The organism is Streptomyces sp. NPDC037421, from assembly GCF_055602105.1.
The window spans coordinates 11966-30283 of record NZ_JBVJWV010000039.1; the positions used below are offsets into that span (position 1 = coordinate 11966).

The following is an 18318-nucleotide window of genomic DNA, read 5'->3' on the forward strand; positions in this document are numbered from 1 at the left end:
AAGGGTTCCCCTTGACTTCCTCTTCTTTCTCTTCCTCCCCGTCCCTCACCTCCCTCGCATCCTTCGGCTGGGACGAGGCCTGGGCGGCCGAGTTCGCCACGTACGCCGCCCAGGGACTCGTCCCGGGCCGCGTCGTGCGGGTCGACCGGGGCCAGTGCGACGTGATGACCGAGGACGGCGTGATCCGCGCCGACACCGCGTTCGTCACCCCCCACGACCCGCTCCGGGTGATCTGCACGGGCGACTGGGCCGTCGTCGAGGCGACCGGCAACCCGCGCTACGTGAAGGCGTACCTGCCGCGCCGGACCGCCTTCGTACGGTCCACCTCCTCGCAGCGTTCCGAGGGGCAGATCCTCGCCGCCAACGTCGACCACGCGATCATCGCGGTCTCGCTCGCCGTCGAGCTCGACCTCGGCCGGATCGAGCGGTTCCTCGCGCTGGCCTGGGAGTCGGGGGCGCAGCCGCTGGTCGTCCTGACCAAGGCGGACCTCGTCCCGGACCCGGCCGCGCTGGCCTACCTGGTCCAGGACGTGGAGACCGCCGCCCCGGGCGTGCAGGTGCTCACCGTCTCCTCCCACACGGGGGAGGGCACCGACGTGCTCGCCGCTGTCGTCGCAGGCGGCACGAGCGTGCTGCTCGGCATCTCGGGCGCGGGCAAGTCGACGCTGGCGAACGCGCTGCTCGGCGCGGACGTCATGGACGTCCAGGAGACCCGCGAGGTCGACGGCAAGGGCCGCCACACCACCACCACCCGCAACCTGCTCGCCCTGCCGGGCGGGGGCGTCCTGATCGACACCCCTGGGCTGCGCGGCGTCGGTCTCTTCGACGCGGAGGCGGGGGTGGGGCAGGTGTTCTCGGAGATCGAGGAGTACGCCGAGCAGTGCCGCTTCCACGACTGCGCGCACGAGGCGGAGCCGGGGTGCGCGGTGCTGGCGGCGGTGGCCGAGGGGGCGCTCCCGGAGCGCCGCCTGGACAGCTACCGCAAGCTGCTGCGCGAGAACCAGCGGATCGTCGCGAAGACGGACGCCCGGCTGCGGGCGGAGATCGCCCGGGACTGGCGCATGAAGTCGGCGGTGGGCCGTGCGAACTATGCGGCGAAGCGGGGCCGTTAGCCGTTGCGCCGGCCGGGCGGGGGCGAGTACCGCGCCGCCCTGGCCTTCGCGGGGGCGGGTGCCGGGCCGTGCCGGGGCGGTACGTGCCGCTGCGCGGAGCCGGTCCCGTGCCCGCCCTTCCACCGTTCCTCCCCCAGCCGACGCCGGGCGGTGCCCCCCCCGCCAGGCTTGCGCGCAGCGCCCGCGCGGGGTCCGGGGCGGAGCCCCGGGGGCCTTTCAGCCGCGCCGGCGTCTGAGGCGAGAACGGGTGACGGGCGGGGAGGGGCAAGCTCCGCGCAGCGGTGGCGGACCCGCACGCGCCGACCGGCACGAGCCGAGGGGCGCGGGCCCCGCTCCAGGTCCGTCGGGCGGAGTCCGGCGCGGCGGGCCCGGAGCCCGGGAAGCGCCGCGGCGCTGAGCGGCGCGAGGACCGCGTCAGGGGGGAGGGGCGAGCTCCGCGCAGCGGTAGGGCGGGGCGTCGCTACGGGCCGGCCAGCACCGTCCCGAGCCACGCCGCCGTCACCGCGAGGCACGCGAACAGCTCCACCAGCACGCTCGTCCCCACCGCCCGCATCACCGCCCGGACCGACGCCCACGCCTCCCCGTGCGTGCCCAGCCGGCGGCGTTCGCACAGGTAGATGCCGCCCACGAACCCCGGCACCGCCCCCACCACCGGCAGCAGGACGAAGCCCGCCACCGCGCCCGCGCCCGCGTACGCCGCCATCCGGCGGGTGACGCCGACGCCCCGCAGCCGTCTCGGCGGCAGCTGCCACTTCACCACCTGCACCACCAGCAGCAGGGCCGTCGAGGCGACCAGGACCGCCCACGCGGCCGCGGACCGCTCGTGCAGGGACCACCACAGCAGCCCCGCCCAGACCAGCCAGGTCCCCGGCACTCCCGGGACCAGCACCCCCAGCACCCCGAGCAGCAGCACCAGGCCCACCAGGAGCAGCTGCGGCAGATCCATGCGCCCAGCGTGACCGACCCCCGGCTATCGGGCCACCCAGCCCCGTTCGTACGCGTGCCAGCCCAGCTGGAGCCGGGTCGTCACGCCCGTCAGCTCCATCAGCCCCTTCACGCGCCGCTGGACCGTCCTCAGGCCGAGTTCCAGGTGCTTGGCCACGCTCGCGTCCGTCATCCCCGCCAGCAGCAGGGAGAGGATCTCCAGGTCGGTGGTGTCGGGGCCGCCGTCGCCCTCCTCGGGGTGGCCCGTGACGCCCAGCCGCAGCGGGAGGGACTCCCGCCACACCGCCTCGAAGAGGCCCCGCAGCGATTCGAGCAGGCCCGACGCGTGCACCACCAGGGCCGCCGGGTCCGCCCCGCGGGACGTCAGCGGGACCATGGCGAGGGTGCCGTCCGCGATCAGCAGCTTCGTGGGGACCGCCGCCGCCACCCGGATCCGTTCGCCGCGCGCCAGCGCGCTGGAGGCCTCCCGCATGCCGGTGGGCAGGGTGAGCACATCGCGCTCGACGACCACCCGGTACTCGACGCCCCGTACGGCCGCCCGGTCCCCGGCCTCGCCCTCCGGGCCGGACGCCCTCCGGGGCAGGCCGCTGACCAGCGCGCAGACCTCCTCCTTCGCGCCCAGCCGGAGCTGCTGGAAGCGGCGGGCCACGGCGCTCGCGCCCGTCACCACCTCCACCAGGTCGTGGACCGCCGGTTCGGCCGCCTCCGCCCGGTACTCCCGCGCCAGCAGCGCCGCGGCCAGTTCCGCCCGCTCCAGTTCGTCGCGCTGCCGGGTCAGCAGGGCCCCGAGGGCGACGCCCGGCGGCGCCGCCACCCAGCGGCCCGGGTGCGCCGAGGACCGGGCCGCCAGTCCGTGGCGTTCCAGGTGCCGCAGTGCCCGCTCCGTCTGCGGTACCGGCAGGGTCAGCCGGTGTGCCAGGTCGGGCACCTCCGCCGCCCCCAGTGCCACCAGCGCCCGGTACGCCGATTCCTGGCCCTCGTCCAGGCCTATCGCTCCCAGCAACCCGTCCACCCCACTCCCCAGAGCCGTTCCTGGCGGGAAGCGGCCACGGCGCGAACCCGCCGCCGACATCTTCGCCGCATCCCCCGCCCCTCTGCCAAGGCGGCGCCGCCCCGGCCTCCCGGACGGTCGATCAGAAGTACGAAATGCGCCGGTACGTACGGGTGATGGGGGAGGGTGGCGCGGGGCGGCGGCCCGGTGGGCCCTTTTCCCGGATTCGGGGTTTTCCGCCGCCCGGTCGCGCCCAGAATGGGGGCATGAGTCAGCAGGGCGCGCAGGACTGGTGGCAGAAGCTGTACGAGGACCCCGACGCGGGCCCCGCCCCCGACCCGGGGGACACCCTGGACCAGCGCTTCCGCTCGGCGTCGGTCCTCGTGACGGAGCCGGCCCCGCCCGGGCCCTCCCTGCCGGGCCCCCGCCGGGAGCCTCCGGCGGTCGCGGGGGACCCGGTGCCCGAGCCGGTGCCGGTGCCGCTGCAGGGCCCGCCTCCCGCGCCCCCGCCGCTGCCCCCGCCCCTGCCGCCCGCCGTGGCGGGGCCGGCCGGGCCCGGGGGCCTGGCCGTACCGCCGCCACCGCCCGGGTACCGGGCCGCCGAGCCGCCCGTGACCCCGCCGGATCCGCGGGTGGCAGGGGAGACCGGCTACGCGCGGGGGGACGTGGCCGTGCCGCCGGCTTCGGGGGCGGGGGCGGCCCCGCCGCCCGAGCGGCCCGCGGTGCGGTACCTCGGCGACCGCGCCCCCACCTACGCCGCCGAGCCGGGGGCGCTGCCCGCCGCCGACCCGGCCGCGCTGGACTTCCTGACCCCGGACACCGTCCTGGAGGGCGCCCGCTACGGGACGTACACGCTGCGGGCCGCCTCCCTGCGCGGGGACTCCGCCCGCTACCGGGGCGAGGCCCGGCGGGACTTCCTGCTCACCGCCCGCTTCGGCAGCGGTGACGAGGCCCTCGTGCTGGTGGTGCTGGCCGGCGGGGACCGGGCCGCCCCCGGTGCCCGGGAGGCAGCCGCCGAGCTCGGACACCTCGTCGCGGCGGCCGTCGGGCGCAGCCGGGAGCGGCTCGCCGACGACATCCGGGCGGGCCGCCGCGAGGCCCTGCTGTCGGGGCTCCAGCGCCTCACCGACCGGGGCTACGGGCGGCTGCGGGCCCGCGCCGCCGAGCTCGGGCTCGCGGAGGAGGCGTACACCGCCGGGCTGCGCGGGCTCCTGCTGCCGCTGGACCCGGACTGCCCCAACCGGATCTGCTTCGGCGCGGGCGCCGGCGGGGTCTTCCGGCTGCGCGCGGGCCGCTGGCAGGACCTGGAGGAGGACACGGCCCCGTCGGCCGGCTTCCGGTTCCGTGCCTCCGTGGCCCGCCCGGGTGACACCCTGCTGCTCTGCTCCGGCGGCCTCGCGGAGCCCATGCGGGAGGAGAGCCTGCTCCCGGCCGAGCTCTCCGCCCGCTGGTCGCAGGGGGAGCCGCCGGGTCTGGCGGCCTTCCTCGCCGACACCCAGCTCCGCCTCAAGGGCTACGCCGACGACCGGACGGCCGCCGCGCTCTGGGAGGCGTGACCGCGCGGGGCGTGCGTGGATGGAAGGCGCACACGGCTCGCGGGGAACCGGAGAGGGCGTGTTCCGCGAGTGCAGCCACTACAGCGAGCTGATCTCCAACCCGGCGCAGATGCCCCGGCTGCTCCAGAGCCCGTCCAGCACGCCATCGGCCGCGGCGGCGTCAGCGTCGTCGCGCTGCCCGGGGACATCGCCGCGCAGCCGGCCCCGGAGAAGGCGGTGCAGCACGCCCTGGTGACGGCCCGGCCGGCCGTACGGCCCGGCGACGGGGAGATCGAGAAGCTGGTCCGGCTGATCGACGAGGCCGAAAGGGTCACGCTCTTCTGCGGCAGCGGCACCGCCGGCGCGCACGCGGAGGTCATGGAGTTCGCCGCCCGGGTCAAGGCCCCCGTCGGCCACGCCCTGCGCGGCAAGGAGTGGATCCAGTACGACAATTCGTAGGTGCGTATGTTCCTGTGGGGGCAGCGAACTCCCTTTATCGGCACAGGTGTTTGGAGCTAACGCATTGTTCGCTGCCCGGGGCGGCTCGGGTGCAACGAGGGTGGGGGCGGTGTGGCGCCGCGAAAATCCACCTCTCGGGTGTGGGGCCAGGCAACCGCTCGATGCGGATAGTTCTCTAGATCCAGACTGATCCGCATCAGGGTCGGGTCGCCTTGCGAAGTCGGGTGGCACCAACCGCGATTGTTGCTGGTGGGCCCGCCAGGAAGCGTGTCAGGCACTCGCCTGATGCGGATGGAGCGACGTCATGCGGATGGTTCCTGTGAAGCGGTTGATCAGGGGCGGAGGTGCGGCGCATCGTCAGCCCATGACCACTGACAAGACAGCGCCCGCACTGGACATCCGATGCGGCGGGTTCCGCATGACCCTTCAGCATGTCCCCGTGAGGCTCTTGACTGTCCTGGTGACCCTTGGTGGGTCTGCGCTCACGGCTTGGCTGACGACCCGCTAAAATGGCGTCCCCGCCCCTAAGGAAACGACACCATTCGCCACCCCTTCGAATGAACTCCTGGCTTGGGCCGCGTGCTGGACTAGTGGGTATGAAGCGAAGCGCAGAGCAGCGCCCTCAGATCGAACTCCGCTGTGGCGGACTCCACTTGACGGTTCAGCGCGTACCGGGATGGATTGTCGCGCTGATCACCACGGCAGCCGGGTCCGCCGCGACTTGGTGGACCACCCGCTAGTGCGTGATCCCGCCCGCGCTCGTTTGAGGGGGCGGTGCCGACACGGCGCAGGGTGTTCCTTCTCGTGTCGGTCCTCCATGCAGCGTCCGCCGGCCGACAGTCACATACGCAGGTAGCCCCAGTACGACAAATCGTAGGTGCGTATGTTCCTGTGGAGCGGCGAACTTGCCCCACCTGCATGGCCGTTCGGAGGCCCACGGGGTCCGTCGGCGGGGGGCAGCTCGGGGCGCCCGGGTGCCGAGCACGGGGGGCGGGGCTTACGGGGCATCGGGGCGACCCCCTCGTAACCGGCGCAGGTCCGTGATCGTTGCTACGACATGATCAACACCCGACGTACTCTCACAGTCCTGGCCCTGGCGGCGATGGCGATCACCCTCCCCGCCACAGCACACGCGGCCGACCATGACCCGGCCAAGATCACCTTCCACGATTTGGATGGCAATGTCATCGATCTTAGGAGGTCGGACAAAGCGGACGGGACGCCCGTGCAGGGCTGGGGCTTCACTCAGCAAAAGAACCAGATCTGGAAACTCGAACTTGTTCGGACGAACACCGTCTGGCCTCAGTACAAGCTGAAGAATGAGGCAACCAGCACATACCTGGGTGAGAGCCCGACGAGTACCCTGAGGGGCTTTTAGCCGCATGCGCGAGTACGTCAGAACGGCGTGGTGAAGTGCCCGAAGTCGGTCCGGGTCTTCGCCTTGTGGCACGGACGGCAGAGCGGTTGAACGTTCCCGTCCGTGTCCGTCCCGCCGAGGGCGAGCGGCTGAGCCGGCACCCCCAGCCTCGTTCAGTGCGTTGGTCGCGGAGGAGTGACATGCGCAGGTAACCCCAGTACGACAACCCGTACGACGTCGGCATGAGCGGTCTGCTGGGGTACGGCGCCGCCTACGAGGCCACGCACGAGTGGGACCTGCTGGTCCTGCTCGGCACGGACTTCCCGTACAAGCCTTCCTCCCCGACGACGTGAAGATCGTCCAGGTGGGCATCCGCCCCGAACACCTGGGCCGTCGCTCCCAGTTGGAGCTCGCCGTCTGGGGCGACGTACGGGAGACCCTGCGCGCGCTGAACACTCGGGTGCGGGCGAAGGAGGACCGCCGCTTCCTGGACCGGATGCTGAAGAAGCACGCGGACGCGCTGGAGGGGGTGGTGAAGGCGTACACGCGCAAGGTGGAGAACACACGCCGGTCCACCCCGAGTACGTGGCCTCCGTCCTCGACGAACTCGCCGACGAGGACGCGGTGTTCACCGTCGACACGGGCATGTGCAACGTATGGGCGGCGCGCTATCTTTCCCCGAACGGCAAGCGGCGCATCATCGGCTCCTTCAGCCACGGCTCCATGGCCAATGCCCTCCCGCAGGCCATCGGCGCACAGTTCACGGACCGCCGGCGTCAAGTGGTGTCGATGTCCGGTGACGGCGGTTTCTCGATGCTGATGGGAGATTTCCTCACCCTGGTGCAGTACGACCTGCCCGTCAAAGTGGTCCTCTTCGACAACTCCTCCCTGGGCGTGGTGGAGTTGGAAATGCCGGTTTCCGGCCTTCCCTCGTACGGGACGACGAACCACAACCCGGACTTCGCCGCGATCGCCCGCGCGGCGGGTGCCTACGGGGTCCGGGTCGAGAAGCCCAGGCAGCTCACGGCCGCTTTGAAGGATGCTTTCCGGCGCAAGGGGCCCGCTCTGGTGGACGTCGTGACGGACCCCAACGCCCTGTCGATTCCGCCGAAGGTCAGTGCCGGGATGGTGACCGGATTCGCACTGTCCGCCGGCAAGATCGTGCTGGACGGCGGGGTCGGCCGGATGATCCAGATGGCTCGATCCAACCTCCGGAACGTGCCCAGGCCTTGAGCCCGAAGGAGTGCGGACCGTCGCCGGGGGCATGCATTCCGTAGACCTGTTCGAGACCACGGGCAGCGCTATACGGGGAGGTATGTCGCCGTGCGGGTGGGGGCGAGGACCGGGAAGACGTGGAGGACCGAGCGGCCGGTGGCGCGCGAGCCGTCGGCGGGCGCCGAGCAGGACCACGCCGAGATGGCGCGGAGTGTGCGCCGGGCCGACCTGAAGGCGGTGGGCGAGGTCCGCCGGGCCCTGCGGGAGCTGGTGCGCCACCGCTGCCGGGGCGAGACGGCCGAGGTGGCGGAGCTGCTGATCACCGAGGTGGTCACCAATGCCCTCGTCCACACCGACCAGGGCGCCGAGGTGTCCGCGACCGTCCGGGCCGGCCGGCTCAGGGTCGAGGTCCGCGACCACGCCGCGCGCCTGCCCCGGCCGTACGTACCGTCCGCCGACGACGGTACGCACGGCCGCGGACTGGTCCTGGTGCAGGTGCTGGCCGACGCCTGGGGCGTGGACCCGCTCGCGATGGGGCGCGGCAAGGTCGTCTGGTTCGAGCTCGGGGCCGCGGGCGCGGCCCGGGCCTGAGCGTGCGGAGGCGGGGCGCCCAGGGGGTGCCCCGCCTCCGTGTCCGTGCGGTCCGGTCAGCCGAACTGCTGTTCCAGGTCCTTCAGTTTGCGCTCCAGGGAGTCGAGCCGGGGGATCGTCTGGGTGTCGTCCTCGGCGGTGAGGTCCACCGTCCGGGAACCGGACGGATCAGGGGATTCGGTTCCGTTCACGGCCTGCAGTGAGGGCCTTCGGCGCAGGGGCAGCTGTCCCGCTTCCGATATGGCGGGCTCCGCGCCGACCGGCGCGGAGCCCGCCCCGGGGGCCAGCCCCGGCAGGTCGACCTGACGCGCCCGGGCCCGCCCGAACGCCCTGTTCTGCCGGCCCAGCGCCTTGATGTGGGCGCGGTCCAGGCGGTGCTGTTCCCGCCTGCGGTGCCGGTCCTGTTCGCGCTCCTTCTTGTCCTCGCGCACCTCGTCCACCGCCTCGTCGAGGGTGCGCACCCCCTCCAGCAGCATCAGCGACCAGGCGCCGAAGGTCTCCCGGGGGGCCCGCAGCCAGCGGACCATGCGGATCTGCGGCAGCGGGCGCGGGATCAGGCCCTGTTCGCGCAGAGCCGCGCGGCGGGTCTGCTTGAGTGCCCGGTCGAAGAGCACCGCCGCCGAGAGCGACATCCCCGCGAAGAACTGCGGGGCGCCGTCGTGGCCCGTACCCCGGGGGGCGTGGACCCAGTTGAACCAGGCGGCCGCCCCGGCGAAGAGCCAGACCAGCATCCGGGAGCCGAGTGCCGCGTCACCGTGGCTGGCCTCGCGGACGGCGAGCACCGAGCAGAACATGGCGGCGCCGTCGAGGCCGAAGGGGACCAGGTACTCCCAGCCGCCGGAGAGGTTGAGGTTCTGCCGGCCGAAGCCGACGAGCCCGTGGAAGGAGAGCGCGGCGGCCACCGCCGCGCAGCAGAAGAGCAGGACGTAGGAGGCGGTCCCGTAGACGGCCTCCTTGCGGCGGCGGCGTTCCTCGCTGCGTTCCCAGCTGTCGTCGGCCGCGGCCTTCTCGCCCTCACGCTTGCCCCGGGCCAGCACCGCCACTGCCGCAAGCACGCCCAGGATCAACAGGCTGCCGGGCAGCAGCCAGTCCAGCGATATGTCGGTCAGTCTCATGCGGATGTCCCTTGCCTCGCGTATGCGGCTTTCCGGGCGCCATAGTGGCGCAGCCGGTCAGTGGTGCACGTGGGTTTCGGGGCAAGTGGACGCCATCGGGGGGCGGGTCCCGTCGGATAGGGTGTTGTGGGTCGAACTGGTGCCCGTACGAGCCGAGTTGAGTTCGAATCCACTTCATCCGCACGGGTGGGTTCAGCCGTCGGCCGCCGTGAGCCGGGTGACGCGGTCCGCGTCGCAGGTGCGCGGGCAGGTCGTGCAGGTGTCCTCCGGGCGGATCGTGTAGAAGAAGCAGCAGCTCGCCCGGTCCCGGGTGGTCAGCTCCGCCCCGCCGGGGCCGGCGAGGGTGCGGAAGCCGGCGGCTCCGGTGTACGGGGCGAGCGCGCCCGGCAGCAGCAGCTCCAGCTCGCGCACGGCCCGCCGCTCCTCGCCGAGCAGGCTCCCGAGGTACCAGAGCCCCTCGACCACCTCGTCGGCGGCCATCGCCCACAGGGCGCGGCGGCCGCGCCGCATCCGCGGGCCGAAACCTTCCAGCAGCGGTCCGAGGTGCTGGGCCACCGCTGCCCGCACCTCCTCGCGCAGGGCCTCCTCGCCGGGCACGACCCGCGCCCCGGGGAGGGAGGCCGCCGGGTCGTCCGGCAGGCAGGCGAACTCCTCGACGCGTACGGACATCCGCCCCCGCGTCCGGTGGAAGGCCACCCGGTCCACGGGCAGCCGGGGCACCCGGCGCTCCAGGAACCACGGGACGGTGATCAGCAGGCAGGCCGGCCAGGCGTACCGGTGGAGGCCGAATCCGGCCACCACGTCGGGCCGCGCCCGGCGCCCGTAGTCCCGCAGCACCTGGGCCTCGTCCCACGCGAGGTGGGCGTCCAGGGCCGCCCCGCCCGCCGCGAGCTCGTGCGCGCCGACCCAGCCCACACCGCGAGGGAGGGGTTCGTGCGCGCCGCGCTCCTCGGCCCGCAGGCCCGGATGGGCGGCCGCCAGGCGCTCGTACGCGCCCGCCACCGGCGAGCCGGCCGGGGCGGGTGCGGACGGGAGCGGGGCGGGAACAGCCGAGCCGGGCATGGCGGACCACCGAATCACGCGTCGTGAGAGAAGGTAAGGCTTACCTTAGCTGATCTCGGGGGGTGCGGGGAGCCCCCGGTCGCGTCCGCGACGCCCGCGGGCCCGTCACCTATCCTCGGATCCGGTCGAGACCCGGAGGAGGACCGAGTGCACGGAGCGGCCCACGCCCTGGTGTCGGAATCGGAGTACGAAGCGGTGGAGGAGCCCCTGATCCCGCCGCAGAAGGTGCTGCGCCATTCGGTGCGCGGGCAGGTCCTCGACGCCCTGCGCGCCGCCCTCGTGGACGGGGAGCTGGTGCCGGGGGAGATCTACTCGGGCCCCGCGCTCGGCGAGCGGTTCGGGGTCTCCGCGACCCCCGTCCGCGAGGCGATGCAGCAGCTGGCGCTGGAGGGGGCGGTGGAATGCCTGCCCAACCGGGGCTTCCGGGTGCTGACCCGCACCCCCCGCGGCCAGGCGGAGCTGTCCGAGGTCCGGGCCCTGATCGAGGTGCCGGTGATGCTCCGGCTGGCCCGGTCCGTACCCGCCGAGGCCTGGGAGTCCCTTCGGCCGGCCGCCCTCGCCGCCGCCGGGGCGGCCGCCGAGGGGGACCTCCCGCGGTACGCGGACGCCGACCGGGCCTTCCACCGGGCGGTGCTCTCCCTGTCGGGCAACGCCCAGCTGGTGCGGGTCGCCGAGGAACTGCACCGGCGCGCCCAGTGGCCCCTGCCGGGCGCTCCGCGGGTGCGCCGGGACGACCTGGTGGCCGACGCGGCCGAGCACTCGGCGCTGCTGGAGGCCCTGATCGCGCGGGACCTCCCGGTGGTGGAGCGCCTCGTACGCGGGCACTTCGCGGGCGCGTAGCCGCCGGGCCGCTGCCGCTGCGGGTGCCGCTGCGCGGGGCCGGGTCCCCGGCCCGCCCTTCGCCCGTTCCCCGGGCTGTGCCCGGACCCCTCCCGGGGGCACCTGCGAGCGGTGGGCGGAGTCCGAGCGCACCGGGTGCGCAGCGCCCGTACCCGGGTCCGGGGCCGCGGTCCCCCGGGGCGACCGTCCCCGCCGGCTACGCCGCAGGGGCCAGTTGGTCCGCCAGCCAGGTCGGGATGCCGCCCAGGAGGTGGAACAGGCGGCGGGCCTCCGCGCGGAGCCGGGCGGCCTCGGGTTCCGGTTCGACCTCGGCCAGGGCCGCCAGCGCCGGCGCGGTGCCGACCAGGAAGCCCAGGTCCTCCCGGATCCGCAGGGACTCCGCGAAGCCCTTGCGGGCCTCGGCGACCTCGCCGTCCCGCAGTGCCAGCGCGGCCAGGTGGCGCCAGGTGAAGGACAGCAGCAGGGTGTCCCCGTGGGTCACCGCCCCCGCGTGGGCGCGGTGGTACGCCGGCCGGGCCGCCTGCGGGGCGTCCGCCAGGTGCTCGGCGACCAGGCCCCGGCGGAAGTCCAGCAGCGGGCGCGTCCGCGACCCCGGGGACAGCAGCGCGGCCGCGCGGCCCAGCGCCGAGCGGGCCTCGTCGGCCCGGTCCCGCACGCCGAGCACGGTCGCCGCGTACGCCAGCTGGCCCCGCTCGCAGGCCGCCGCGCCCCGCTCGTCGTCGTCCCGGGCCACGGCCTCGGCCACCCGCAGCGCGTCCTCCGCGTCGGACCAGCCCTGGCCGGTGAACAGGCACCGCTCCACCAGGAGCGCGGTGCGCTGCACCGCCGCCCCCGCGTCGTGCGCGTGCGGCGTCAGCAGGGCCGCCGCGTCCGTCCAACAGCCGCGCGAGCGCAGCCGCCATATCGCCCGCTGGAGGGGGTCGTCGCCCCCCGTTGATCCCGCACCGGACATGGCGGTATCCGCCACATTGCCCTCCCCGAAGCAACCAAGCAGCACGTCGTTGAGCCCTGGGGCGAAATGAGAGCACGGATCGGCTGCCTCGGCCAAGGGGTCGGGTGAACTCTTTCACAAAGTCCGGACGGCTCGTCAGCCGCCCCTGCCCGGCCCTCCGGGGGAGTGCGCAGATGGGAGGGCCGGGGTCAGCTCATGCGCAGTGCCAGGAAGAAGTCCAGCTTGTCCTCCAGGCGGGAAAGGTCGCGCGCCGTCAGCTGCTCGATTCGCCCGACCCGGTAGCGCAGCGTGTTGACGTGCAGGTGCAGCCGGGTCGCGCAGCGGGTCCAGGAGCCGTCGCAGTCCAGGAACGCCTCCAGGGTCGGGATGAGCTCCGCCCGGTGCCGGCGGTCGTAGTCCCGCAGCGGGTCCAGCAGGCGGGCCGTGAAGGCGCGGCGGACGTCGTCCGGCACGAACGGCAGCAGCAGCACGTGCGAGGCCAGCTCGTGGTGGCCGGCCGCGCACACCCGGCCGGGGCGGGCCGCCGCGACCCGGCGGGCGTGCCGGGCCTCCTCCAGCGCCCCGCGCAGCCCCTCGGCGGAGTGCACGGCCGCGCTGACGCCGAGGGTGAGCCGGCCGTCGTCGGCCAGACCGGCCGCCAGCGGCTCGCGTACGGCCGCCAGGAGCACGTCGGCGTGCAGGGCGGAGTCCGGGCCCTTGTCCTCCCCGGCGTCGCCGGAGAGCGCCGGCAGCGGCACGAGCGCGATCGCCTCGTCACCGGCGTGGGCCACCGCGATCCGGTCGGACGGCTCGGGGCCGGACATCGACGGGTCGACCAGGATCTCCTCCAGCAGCGACTGGGCCACGGGGCCGCCGGGGATGTCCCCGCCGTCCCAGTCCACCCGCGCCACGACGACCTGCCAGTGCGGGGCCGCGCCCAGCCCGGGCAGCAGCACCGGGGCGGCCACGCGCAGGCGGGCGGCGATCTCCGCGGGCGGGGCGCCCGTCTGCACCAGCTCCAGCACCTCCTGCGCCAGCCGGCGGCGCACCGTACGGGCCGCGTCGCGGCGGTCCCGCTCGACCGCGATGAGCTGGGTGACGCCCTGGAGCAGGTCCAGGCGCTCCGCGGGCCAGTCGCCCGCGTCGGCCTCGACGGCCAGCAGCCAGTCCGACAGCACGCTCTCGCGCACGTCGCGGGTGGCCTGACCAGGGCCGCGACCGTGTCCCCTGATCGGGAAGAGGGAGTACGTAATACCCTGGATGGACATCCGGTGCGGGCCCCTGCGGCCCGTCCGGACCGCCGCGAGGTGTTCGCTCGCCAGCGTCGCGCAGATGCCCGGCGCCAGCGGTTCGCCCGCTCCGGCGATCTGCCGGCCGGTGGGCGAGAGCACCCAGGCCCGCAGATCGAGGTCCGTGGTGAGCAGATCCAGCACCACATCGGGTCCGCCGCCCGCGGGGCCCGATGTCATCAGACGCCGGTGGCGGTCCACGACCGCCGCGAGGTCGCCCGCACGCTCCCCGGAGACCTGCCGCACCACGTACTCCGTGATGGTGGCGAATGCAACGTCCTCGTTCACCGCGAAGAGCGGCAGCCGGTTGCGCACGCAGGCCGAAACCAGATCATCCGGGATGTCTCCCAGTTCCGCTTCGCCGGCCGCGAGACCCGCCACCCCCGCGCTCGCGAGGATTCGTACGAATGGCTCGGAGTCGGCTGAATTTCTTCGCCATGCCAGGCCGGTGAGTACAAGTTCTCCCCCGGTCAGGTATCGGCTGGGATCCCTCAGGTCGGTCGTCATGACCCCGCGGACCGTCCGGTCGAGTTCTTCCTCGCCGCCCAGCAGCCGCAGCCCCAGCGCCTCGGTTTCCAGCAGTGCGCGCAGCCGCATGATGTCGCCGCCGATCTGTCTCGAATGTTGCCGTTGGAAATCGGGCAGGTCGTCGCATCCTGCCTTTCATACGAATCTACAAGACGAAGGAGGCCGCCAGCCAACTCCTTCATGGTTTCGGTGACTGCACCCGAGGGACACCGGGCTTGTGTACTGGCTCCACACCGCGTTAACAGCACGTGAACGACCAGTCGAGGGCCTTCGGCCTCCTGGCTTGAAGTGAACGACCCGATTAAGAAGAAGAGAGCCGCACATGGACTTCCTTCGCCCCGCCAGCTGGGAGGAGGCACTCGCCGCCAAGGCCGAGTACCCCACAGCTGTGCCGATTGCGGGTGGCACCGACATCATGGTCGAGATCAACTTCGATCACCGCCGTCCGGAATACCTCCTGGACCTCAACCGCATCGAACTGCTGCGGGAGTGGGAGGTCGGCGAGGAGGTCACCAAGCTCGGCGCCTCCGTCCCGTACACCCAGATCATGGAGAACCTGCGCGCGACGCTGCCGGGTCTCGCGCTCGCCTCGCACACGGTCGCGTCCCCGCAGATCCGCAACCGCGGCGGTGTCGGCGGCAACCTCGGTTGCGCCTCGCCCGCCGGTGACTCCCACCCCGCCCTCCTGGCCGCCGGCTGCGAGGTCGAGGTCGAGTCGGTGCGCGGCTCCCGGATGATCCCGATCGACGAGTTCTACACCGGTGTGAAGCGCAACGCGCTCGCCGCCGACGAGCTCATCAAGACGGTCCACATCAAGAACGCCACGGGCCCCCAGCAGTACTCGAAGGTCGGTACCCGCAACGCGATGGTCATCGCCGTCTGCGGCTTCGGTCTCGCGCTGCACCCCGACACCCGCACCGTGCGTACGGGCATCGGTTCGGCCGCCCCGACCCCGGTCCGGGCCAAGGCCGCCGAGGAGTTCCTGAACGCCGCGCTCGAAGAGGGCGGTTTCTGGGACAACGGCAAGGTCATCACCCCGTCGATCGCCAAGCAGTTCGGTGAGCTCGCCTCCGCCGCGTGCAACCCGATCGACGACGTCCGTGGCACGGCGAAGTACCGCCGTCACGCGGTCGGCATCCTTGCTCGCCGCCAGCTCGTCTGGACCTGGGAGCAGTACCGCGGCACCAACGGCCGCTCGCTTGAAGGGGCTGCGTAACCATGCGCGTCAATTTCACTGTCAACGGTCGTCCGCAGGAAGCCGACGACGTGTGGGAGGGCGAGTCCCTCCTCTACGTCCTGCGTGAGCGCCTGGGCCTGCCCGGCTCCAAGAACGCGTGCGAGCAGGGCGAGTGCGGTTCCTGCACCGTCCGCCTCGACGGCGTGCCGGTCTGTTCCTGCCTGGTCGCGGCCGGTCAGGTCGAGGGCCGCGACGTCGTGACCGTCGAGGGCCTGGCGGACTTCGCCAAGCAGCGCGACGAGCACGGCCACTCCTGCGGCACCGGCGCGTGCGGCGGCAAGGGCGTCTCCACGGACGAGGCCAAGCAGTGGTCCGCCAAGGGCACCGACTCCCAGACCGGTGAGGGCGTCGAGCTCTCCAACATCCAGCAGGCGTTCATCGACGCCGGCGCGGTCCAGTGCGGTTTCTGCACCCCGGGTCTGCTGGTCCAGGCCGACGCTCTCCTCGAGCAGAACGCAGACCCGTCCGACCAGGACATCCGTGAGGCCCTGTCCGGCAACCTCTGCCGCTGCACGGGCTACGAGAAGATCCTCGACGCGGTCCGCCTCGCGGCCGCCCGTCAGGGAGAGGCGGTCTGATCATGGCTCAGAACACCCGCACCGTGCCCGCCGGTACGCCCACGAACGTCACCCAGAACCACACCAAGGGCGGCATCGGCGAGTCCACGCTCCGCCCGGACGGCACCCTCAAGGTCACCGGTGAGTTCGCGTACTCCTCGGACATGTGGCACGAGGACATGCTGTGGGGCCAGACCCTGCGCAGCACCGTCGCCCACGCCGAGATCGTCTCCATCGACATCTCCGAGGCCCTGGCCATGCCGGGCGTCTACTCGGTCCTGACGTACGACGACCTGCCGGCCGAGATGAAGAACTACGGCCTGGAGATCCAGGACACCCCGGTCCTGGCCAACGGCCGGGTACGCCACCACGGTGAGCCGGTGGCCCTCGTGGCCGCCGACCACCCGGAGACCGCCCGCCGCGCGGCCGCCAAGATCAAGATCGACTACAAGGAGCTGCCGCTCGTCACGGACGAGGCCTCCGCCCTCGCCGCCGACGCGCCGCTGATCCACCCGGGCCGCGACGACCACCACTCCGGTCACGTCCCGCACCCGAACATCGTGCACCGCCAGCCGATCATCCGCGGCAACGTGGAAGAGGCCCGCAAGCGCGCCGACGTCATCGTCGAGGGCGAGTACACCTTCGGCATGCAGGACCAGGCCTTCCTCGGCCCGGAGTCCGGCCTCGCCGTGCCGTGCGAGGACGGCGGTGTCGACCTGTACGTCGCCACCCAGTGGCTGCACTCGGACCTCCAGCAGATCGCCCCGGTCCTCGGCCTCCCGCCGGAGAAGGTCCGCATGACGCTCTCGGGCGTCGGCGGTGCCTTCGGCGGCCGCGAGGACATCTCGATGCAGATCCACGCCTGCCTCCTGGCCCTGGCCACGAACAAGCCGGTCAAGATCGTCTACAACCGCTTCGAGTCCTTCTTCGGCCACGTGCACCGCCACCCGGCGAAGCTGTACTACGAGCACGGCGCCACCAAGGACGGCAAGATCACGCACATGAAGTGCAAGATCGTGCTCGACGGCGGTGCCTACGCCTCGGCCTCCCCGGCCGTCGTCGGCAACGCGTCCTCCCTCTCGGTGGGCCCGTACGTCATCGACGACGTGGACATCGAGGCGATCGCGCTCTACACGAACAACCCGCCCTGCGGCGCGATGCGCGGCTTCGGCGCCGTCCAGGCCTGCTTCGCGTACGAGGCCCAGATGGACAAGCTCGCGGCGAAGCTGGGCATGGACCCGGTCGAGTTCCGCCAGCTGAACGCCATGGAGATGGGCACGATCATGCCCACCGGCCAGGTCGTGGACTCCCCGGCCCCGGTGGCCGAGCTGCTGCGCCGGGTCAAGGCCCGCCCGCTGCCGCCGGAGCGCCAGTGGGAGACCGCCGGCGAGAACGCGGACGTCCGCGCGCTGCCCGGCGGCCTCTCCAACACCACCCACGGTGAGGGCGTCGTCCGCGGCGTCGGCTACGCGGTCGGCATCAAGAACGTCGGCTTCTCCGAGGGCTTCGACGACTACTCGACCGCCCGCGTGCGCCTCGAGGTCATCAACGGCGAGCCCGTCGCGATGGTCCACACGGCCATGGCGGAGGTCGGCCAGGGCGGTGTCACCGTCCACGCGCAGATCGCCCGTACCGAGCTGGGCGTCACGCAGGTGACCATCCACCCGGCCGACACGCAGGTCGGCTCCGCCGGTTCCACGTCCGCCTCGCGGCAGACGTACATGACCGGTGGCGCCGTGAAGAACACCTGTGAGCACGTCCGCGAGGCGCTGCTGGAGATCGGCCGCCGCAAGAACGGCTCGTACCACCCGGCGTGGGCCCACGCGGAGCTCCTCCTGGAGGGCGGCAAGGTCGTCACGGACGGCGGCGAGGTCCTCGCGGACATCGCCGACATCCTCGAGGACGAGGTCATCGACCTCGAACTCGAGTTCCGCCACCGTCCGACGGTCCCCTTCGACCTGAAGACCGGCCAGGGCGACGGCCACGTCCAGTACACCTTCGCCGCGCACCGCGCGGTCGTCGAGGTGGACACCGAGCTCGGCCTCGTCAAGGTCGTCGAGCTGGCGACCGCCCAGGACGTCGGCAAGGCCCTGAACATGCTCTCCGTGGTGGGCCAGATCCAGGGTGGTACCACCCAGGGTCTCGGCGTGGCGGTCATGGAAGAGATCATCGTGGACCCGAAGACCGCGAAGGTGCGCAACCCCTCCTTCACGGACTACCTGATCCCGACCATCCTGGACACCCCGACCATCCCGGTCGACGTCCTGGAGCTGGCCGACCCGAACGCGCCCTACGGCCTTCGCGGTCTCGGCGAGGCCCCGACCCTCTCGTCCACCCCGGCCGTCCTCGCGGCGATCCGGCAGGCGACGGGTCTGGAGCTCAACAAGACGCCGATCCGTCCGGAAGCCCTTACCGGGACCCTCTAGGACGGCGTGGGGGGGGGGGGGGGCGGGGCCCCCCCCCCCCCCCCCCCGGGTTCTGGGTGGTTTGGTCGGGGAAAGTGACCCCCCCCTCCCCACCCCCCGAGCAAAAAAAACAAAAACCCCCCCCCCCC

General features: G+C 73.0%; 15 protein-coding genes and 2 pseudogenes. 10 read left to right on the plus strand and 7 right to left on the minus strand.

The annotated features are described in order from the left end of the window. Window positions 1–11 precede the first annotated feature (11 nt). Window positions 12–1112: a ribosome small subunit-dependent GTPase A gene (rsgA, locus tag ACZ7IF_RS34195; RefSeq protein ID WP_470979753.1), complete on the plus strand. Its 1101-nt coding sequence runs from the start codon at window positions 12–14 to the stop codon at window positions 1110–1112. A gap of 460 nt (window positions 1113–1572) precedes the next feature. Here rsgA and ACZ7IF_RS34200 read toward each other — a convergent pair whose 3' ends face one another. Together ACZ7IF_RS34200 and ACZ7IF_RS34205 are read right to left on the minus strand one after the other, a co-directional pair. Next, entirely contained in the window at window positions 1573–2058 is a 486-nt protein-coding gene (locus ACZ7IF_RS34200; protein WP_470979756.1) for a DUF456 domain-containing protein, read from the minus strand. Between the two features lie 24 nt (window positions 2059–2082). Beyond that, entirely contained in the window at window positions 2083–3060 is a 978-nt protein-coding gene (locus ACZ7IF_RS34205) for a helix-turn-helix domain-containing protein (protein ID WP_470979759.1), read from the minus strand. Between the two features lie 254 nt (window positions 3061–3314). Here ACZ7IF_RS34205 and ACZ7IF_RS34210 point away from each other — a divergent pair, with 254 nt between their 5' ends. The 3 genes and pseudogenes from ACZ7IF_RS34210 to ACZ7IF_RS34220 all read left to right on the plus strand — a co-directional run bounded on the left by ACZ7IF_RS34210 (window position 3315) and on the right by ACZ7IF_RS34220 (window position 6420). Then, complete coding sequence (locus ACZ7IF_RS34210; protein ID WP_470979762.1) at window positions 3315–4604, plus strand: protein phosphatase 2C domain-containing protein; 1290 nt, start codon at window positions 3315–3317, stop codon at window positions 4602–4604. A gap of 52 nt (window positions 4605–4656) precedes the next feature. After that, a pseudogene (locus ACZ7IF_RS34215) lies at window positions 4657–5036 on the plus strand (ubiquinone-dependent pyruvate dehydrogenase); the annotation flags it as partial. Window positions 5037–6099: 1063 nt separating this feature from the next. Further along, window positions 6100–6420, plus strand: coding sequence for a hypothetical protein (locus tag ACZ7IF_RS34220; RefSeq protein ID WP_470979765.1), 321 nt, complete (start codon window positions 6100–6102; stop codon window positions 6418–6420). A gap of 17 nt (window positions 6421–6437) precedes the next feature. Here the strand turns inward: ACZ7IF_RS34220 and ACZ7IF_RS34225 are convergent, their stop codons facing one another. Then, window positions 6438–6560: an HNH endonuclease gene (locus ACZ7IF_RS34225; protein ID WP_470979768.1), complete on the minus strand. Its 123-nt coding sequence runs from the start codon at window positions 6558–6560 to the stop codon at window positions 6438–6440. Between the two features lie 54 nt (window positions 6561–6614). On the opposite strand from ACZ7IF_RS34225, the pseudogene ACZ7IF_RS34230 reads away from it, so the two are divergent. Beyond that, window positions 6615–7632: pseudogene (locus tag ACZ7IF_RS34230) on the plus strand (thiamine pyrophosphate-dependent enzyme); the annotation flags it as partial. Between the two features lie 138 nt (window positions 7633–7770). Beyond that, complete coding sequence (locus ACZ7IF_RS34235) at window positions 7771–8205, plus strand: ATP-binding protein (RefSeq protein ID WP_470979770.1); 435 nt, start codon at window positions 7771–7773, stop codon at window positions 8203–8205. A gap of 56 nt (window positions 8206–8261) precedes the next feature. On the opposite strand, the gene ACZ7IF_RS34240 is transcribed toward ACZ7IF_RS34235, so the two are convergent. Then, window positions 8262–9320 carry a DUF2637 domain-containing protein gene (locus ACZ7IF_RS34240; RefSeq protein WP_470979772.1) on the minus strand — a complete coding sequence of 353 codons (1059 nt, stop codon included), beginning with the start codon at window positions 9318–9320 and terminating at the stop codon, window positions 8262–8264. Window positions 9321–9512: 192 nt separating this feature from the next. Continuing rightward, window positions 9513–10382 carry a (2Fe-2S)-binding protein gene (locus ACZ7IF_RS34245; RefSeq protein ID WP_470979775.1) on the minus strand — a complete coding sequence of 290 codons (870 nt, stop codon included), beginning with the start codon at window positions 10380–10382 and terminating at the stop codon, window positions 9513–9515. 168 nt (window positions 10383–10550) lie between these two features. Here ACZ7IF_RS34245 and ACZ7IF_RS34250 point away from each other — a divergent pair, with 168 nt between their 5' ends. Beyond that, the gene (locus tag ACZ7IF_RS34250; protein WP_470979868.1) at window positions 10551–11222 is read left to right on the plus strand and encodes a GntR family transcriptional regulator; all 672 of its coding nucleotides are present in this window, start codon (window positions 10551–10553) and stop codon (window positions 11220–11222) included. 196 nt (window positions 11223–11418) lie between these two features. Here the strand turns inward: ACZ7IF_RS34250 and ACZ7IF_RS34255 are convergent, their stop codons facing one another. Next, the gene (locus tag ACZ7IF_RS34255; protein WP_470979871.1) at window positions 11419–12174 is read right to left on the minus strand and encodes a hypothetical protein; all 756 of its coding nucleotides are present in this window, start codon (window positions 12172–12174) and stop codon (window positions 11419–11421) included. A gap of 188 nt (window positions 12175–12362) precedes the next feature. Further along, complete coding sequence (locus tag ACZ7IF_RS34260; RefSeq protein ID WP_470979778.1) at window positions 12363–14039, minus strand: PucR family transcriptional regulator; 1677 nt, start codon at window positions 14037–14039, stop codon at window positions 12363–12365. A gap of 253 nt (window positions 14040–14292) precedes the next feature. Here ACZ7IF_RS34260 and ACZ7IF_RS34265 point away from each other — a divergent pair, with 253 nt between their 5' ends. The 3 genes from ACZ7IF_RS34265 to pucD are packed head-to-tail and all read left to right on the plus strand — an operon-like array spanning window position 14293 to window position 18190. Beyond that, window positions 14293–15186: an FAD binding domain-containing protein gene (locus ACZ7IF_RS34265; RefSeq protein ID WP_470979781.1), complete on the plus strand. Its 894-nt coding sequence runs from the start codon at window positions 14293–14295 to the stop codon at window positions 15184–15186. Window positions 15187–15188: 2 nt separating this feature from the next. Then, window positions 15189–15785 carry a (2Fe-2S)-binding protein gene (locus ACZ7IF_RS34270; protein WP_469117308.1) on the plus strand — a complete coding sequence of 199 codons (597 nt, stop codon included), beginning with the start codon at window positions 15189–15191 and terminating at the stop codon, window positions 15783–15785. A gap of 2 nt (window positions 15786–15787) precedes the next feature. Next, window positions 15788–18190 carry a xanthine dehydrogenase subunit D gene (pucD, locus tag ACZ7IF_RS34275; RefSeq protein ID WP_470979784.1) on the plus strand — a complete coding sequence of 801 codons (2403 nt, stop codon included), beginning with the start codon at window positions 15788–15790 and terminating at the stop codon, window positions 18188–18190. The last annotated feature ends 128 nt before the right edge of the window (window positions 18191–18318 follow it).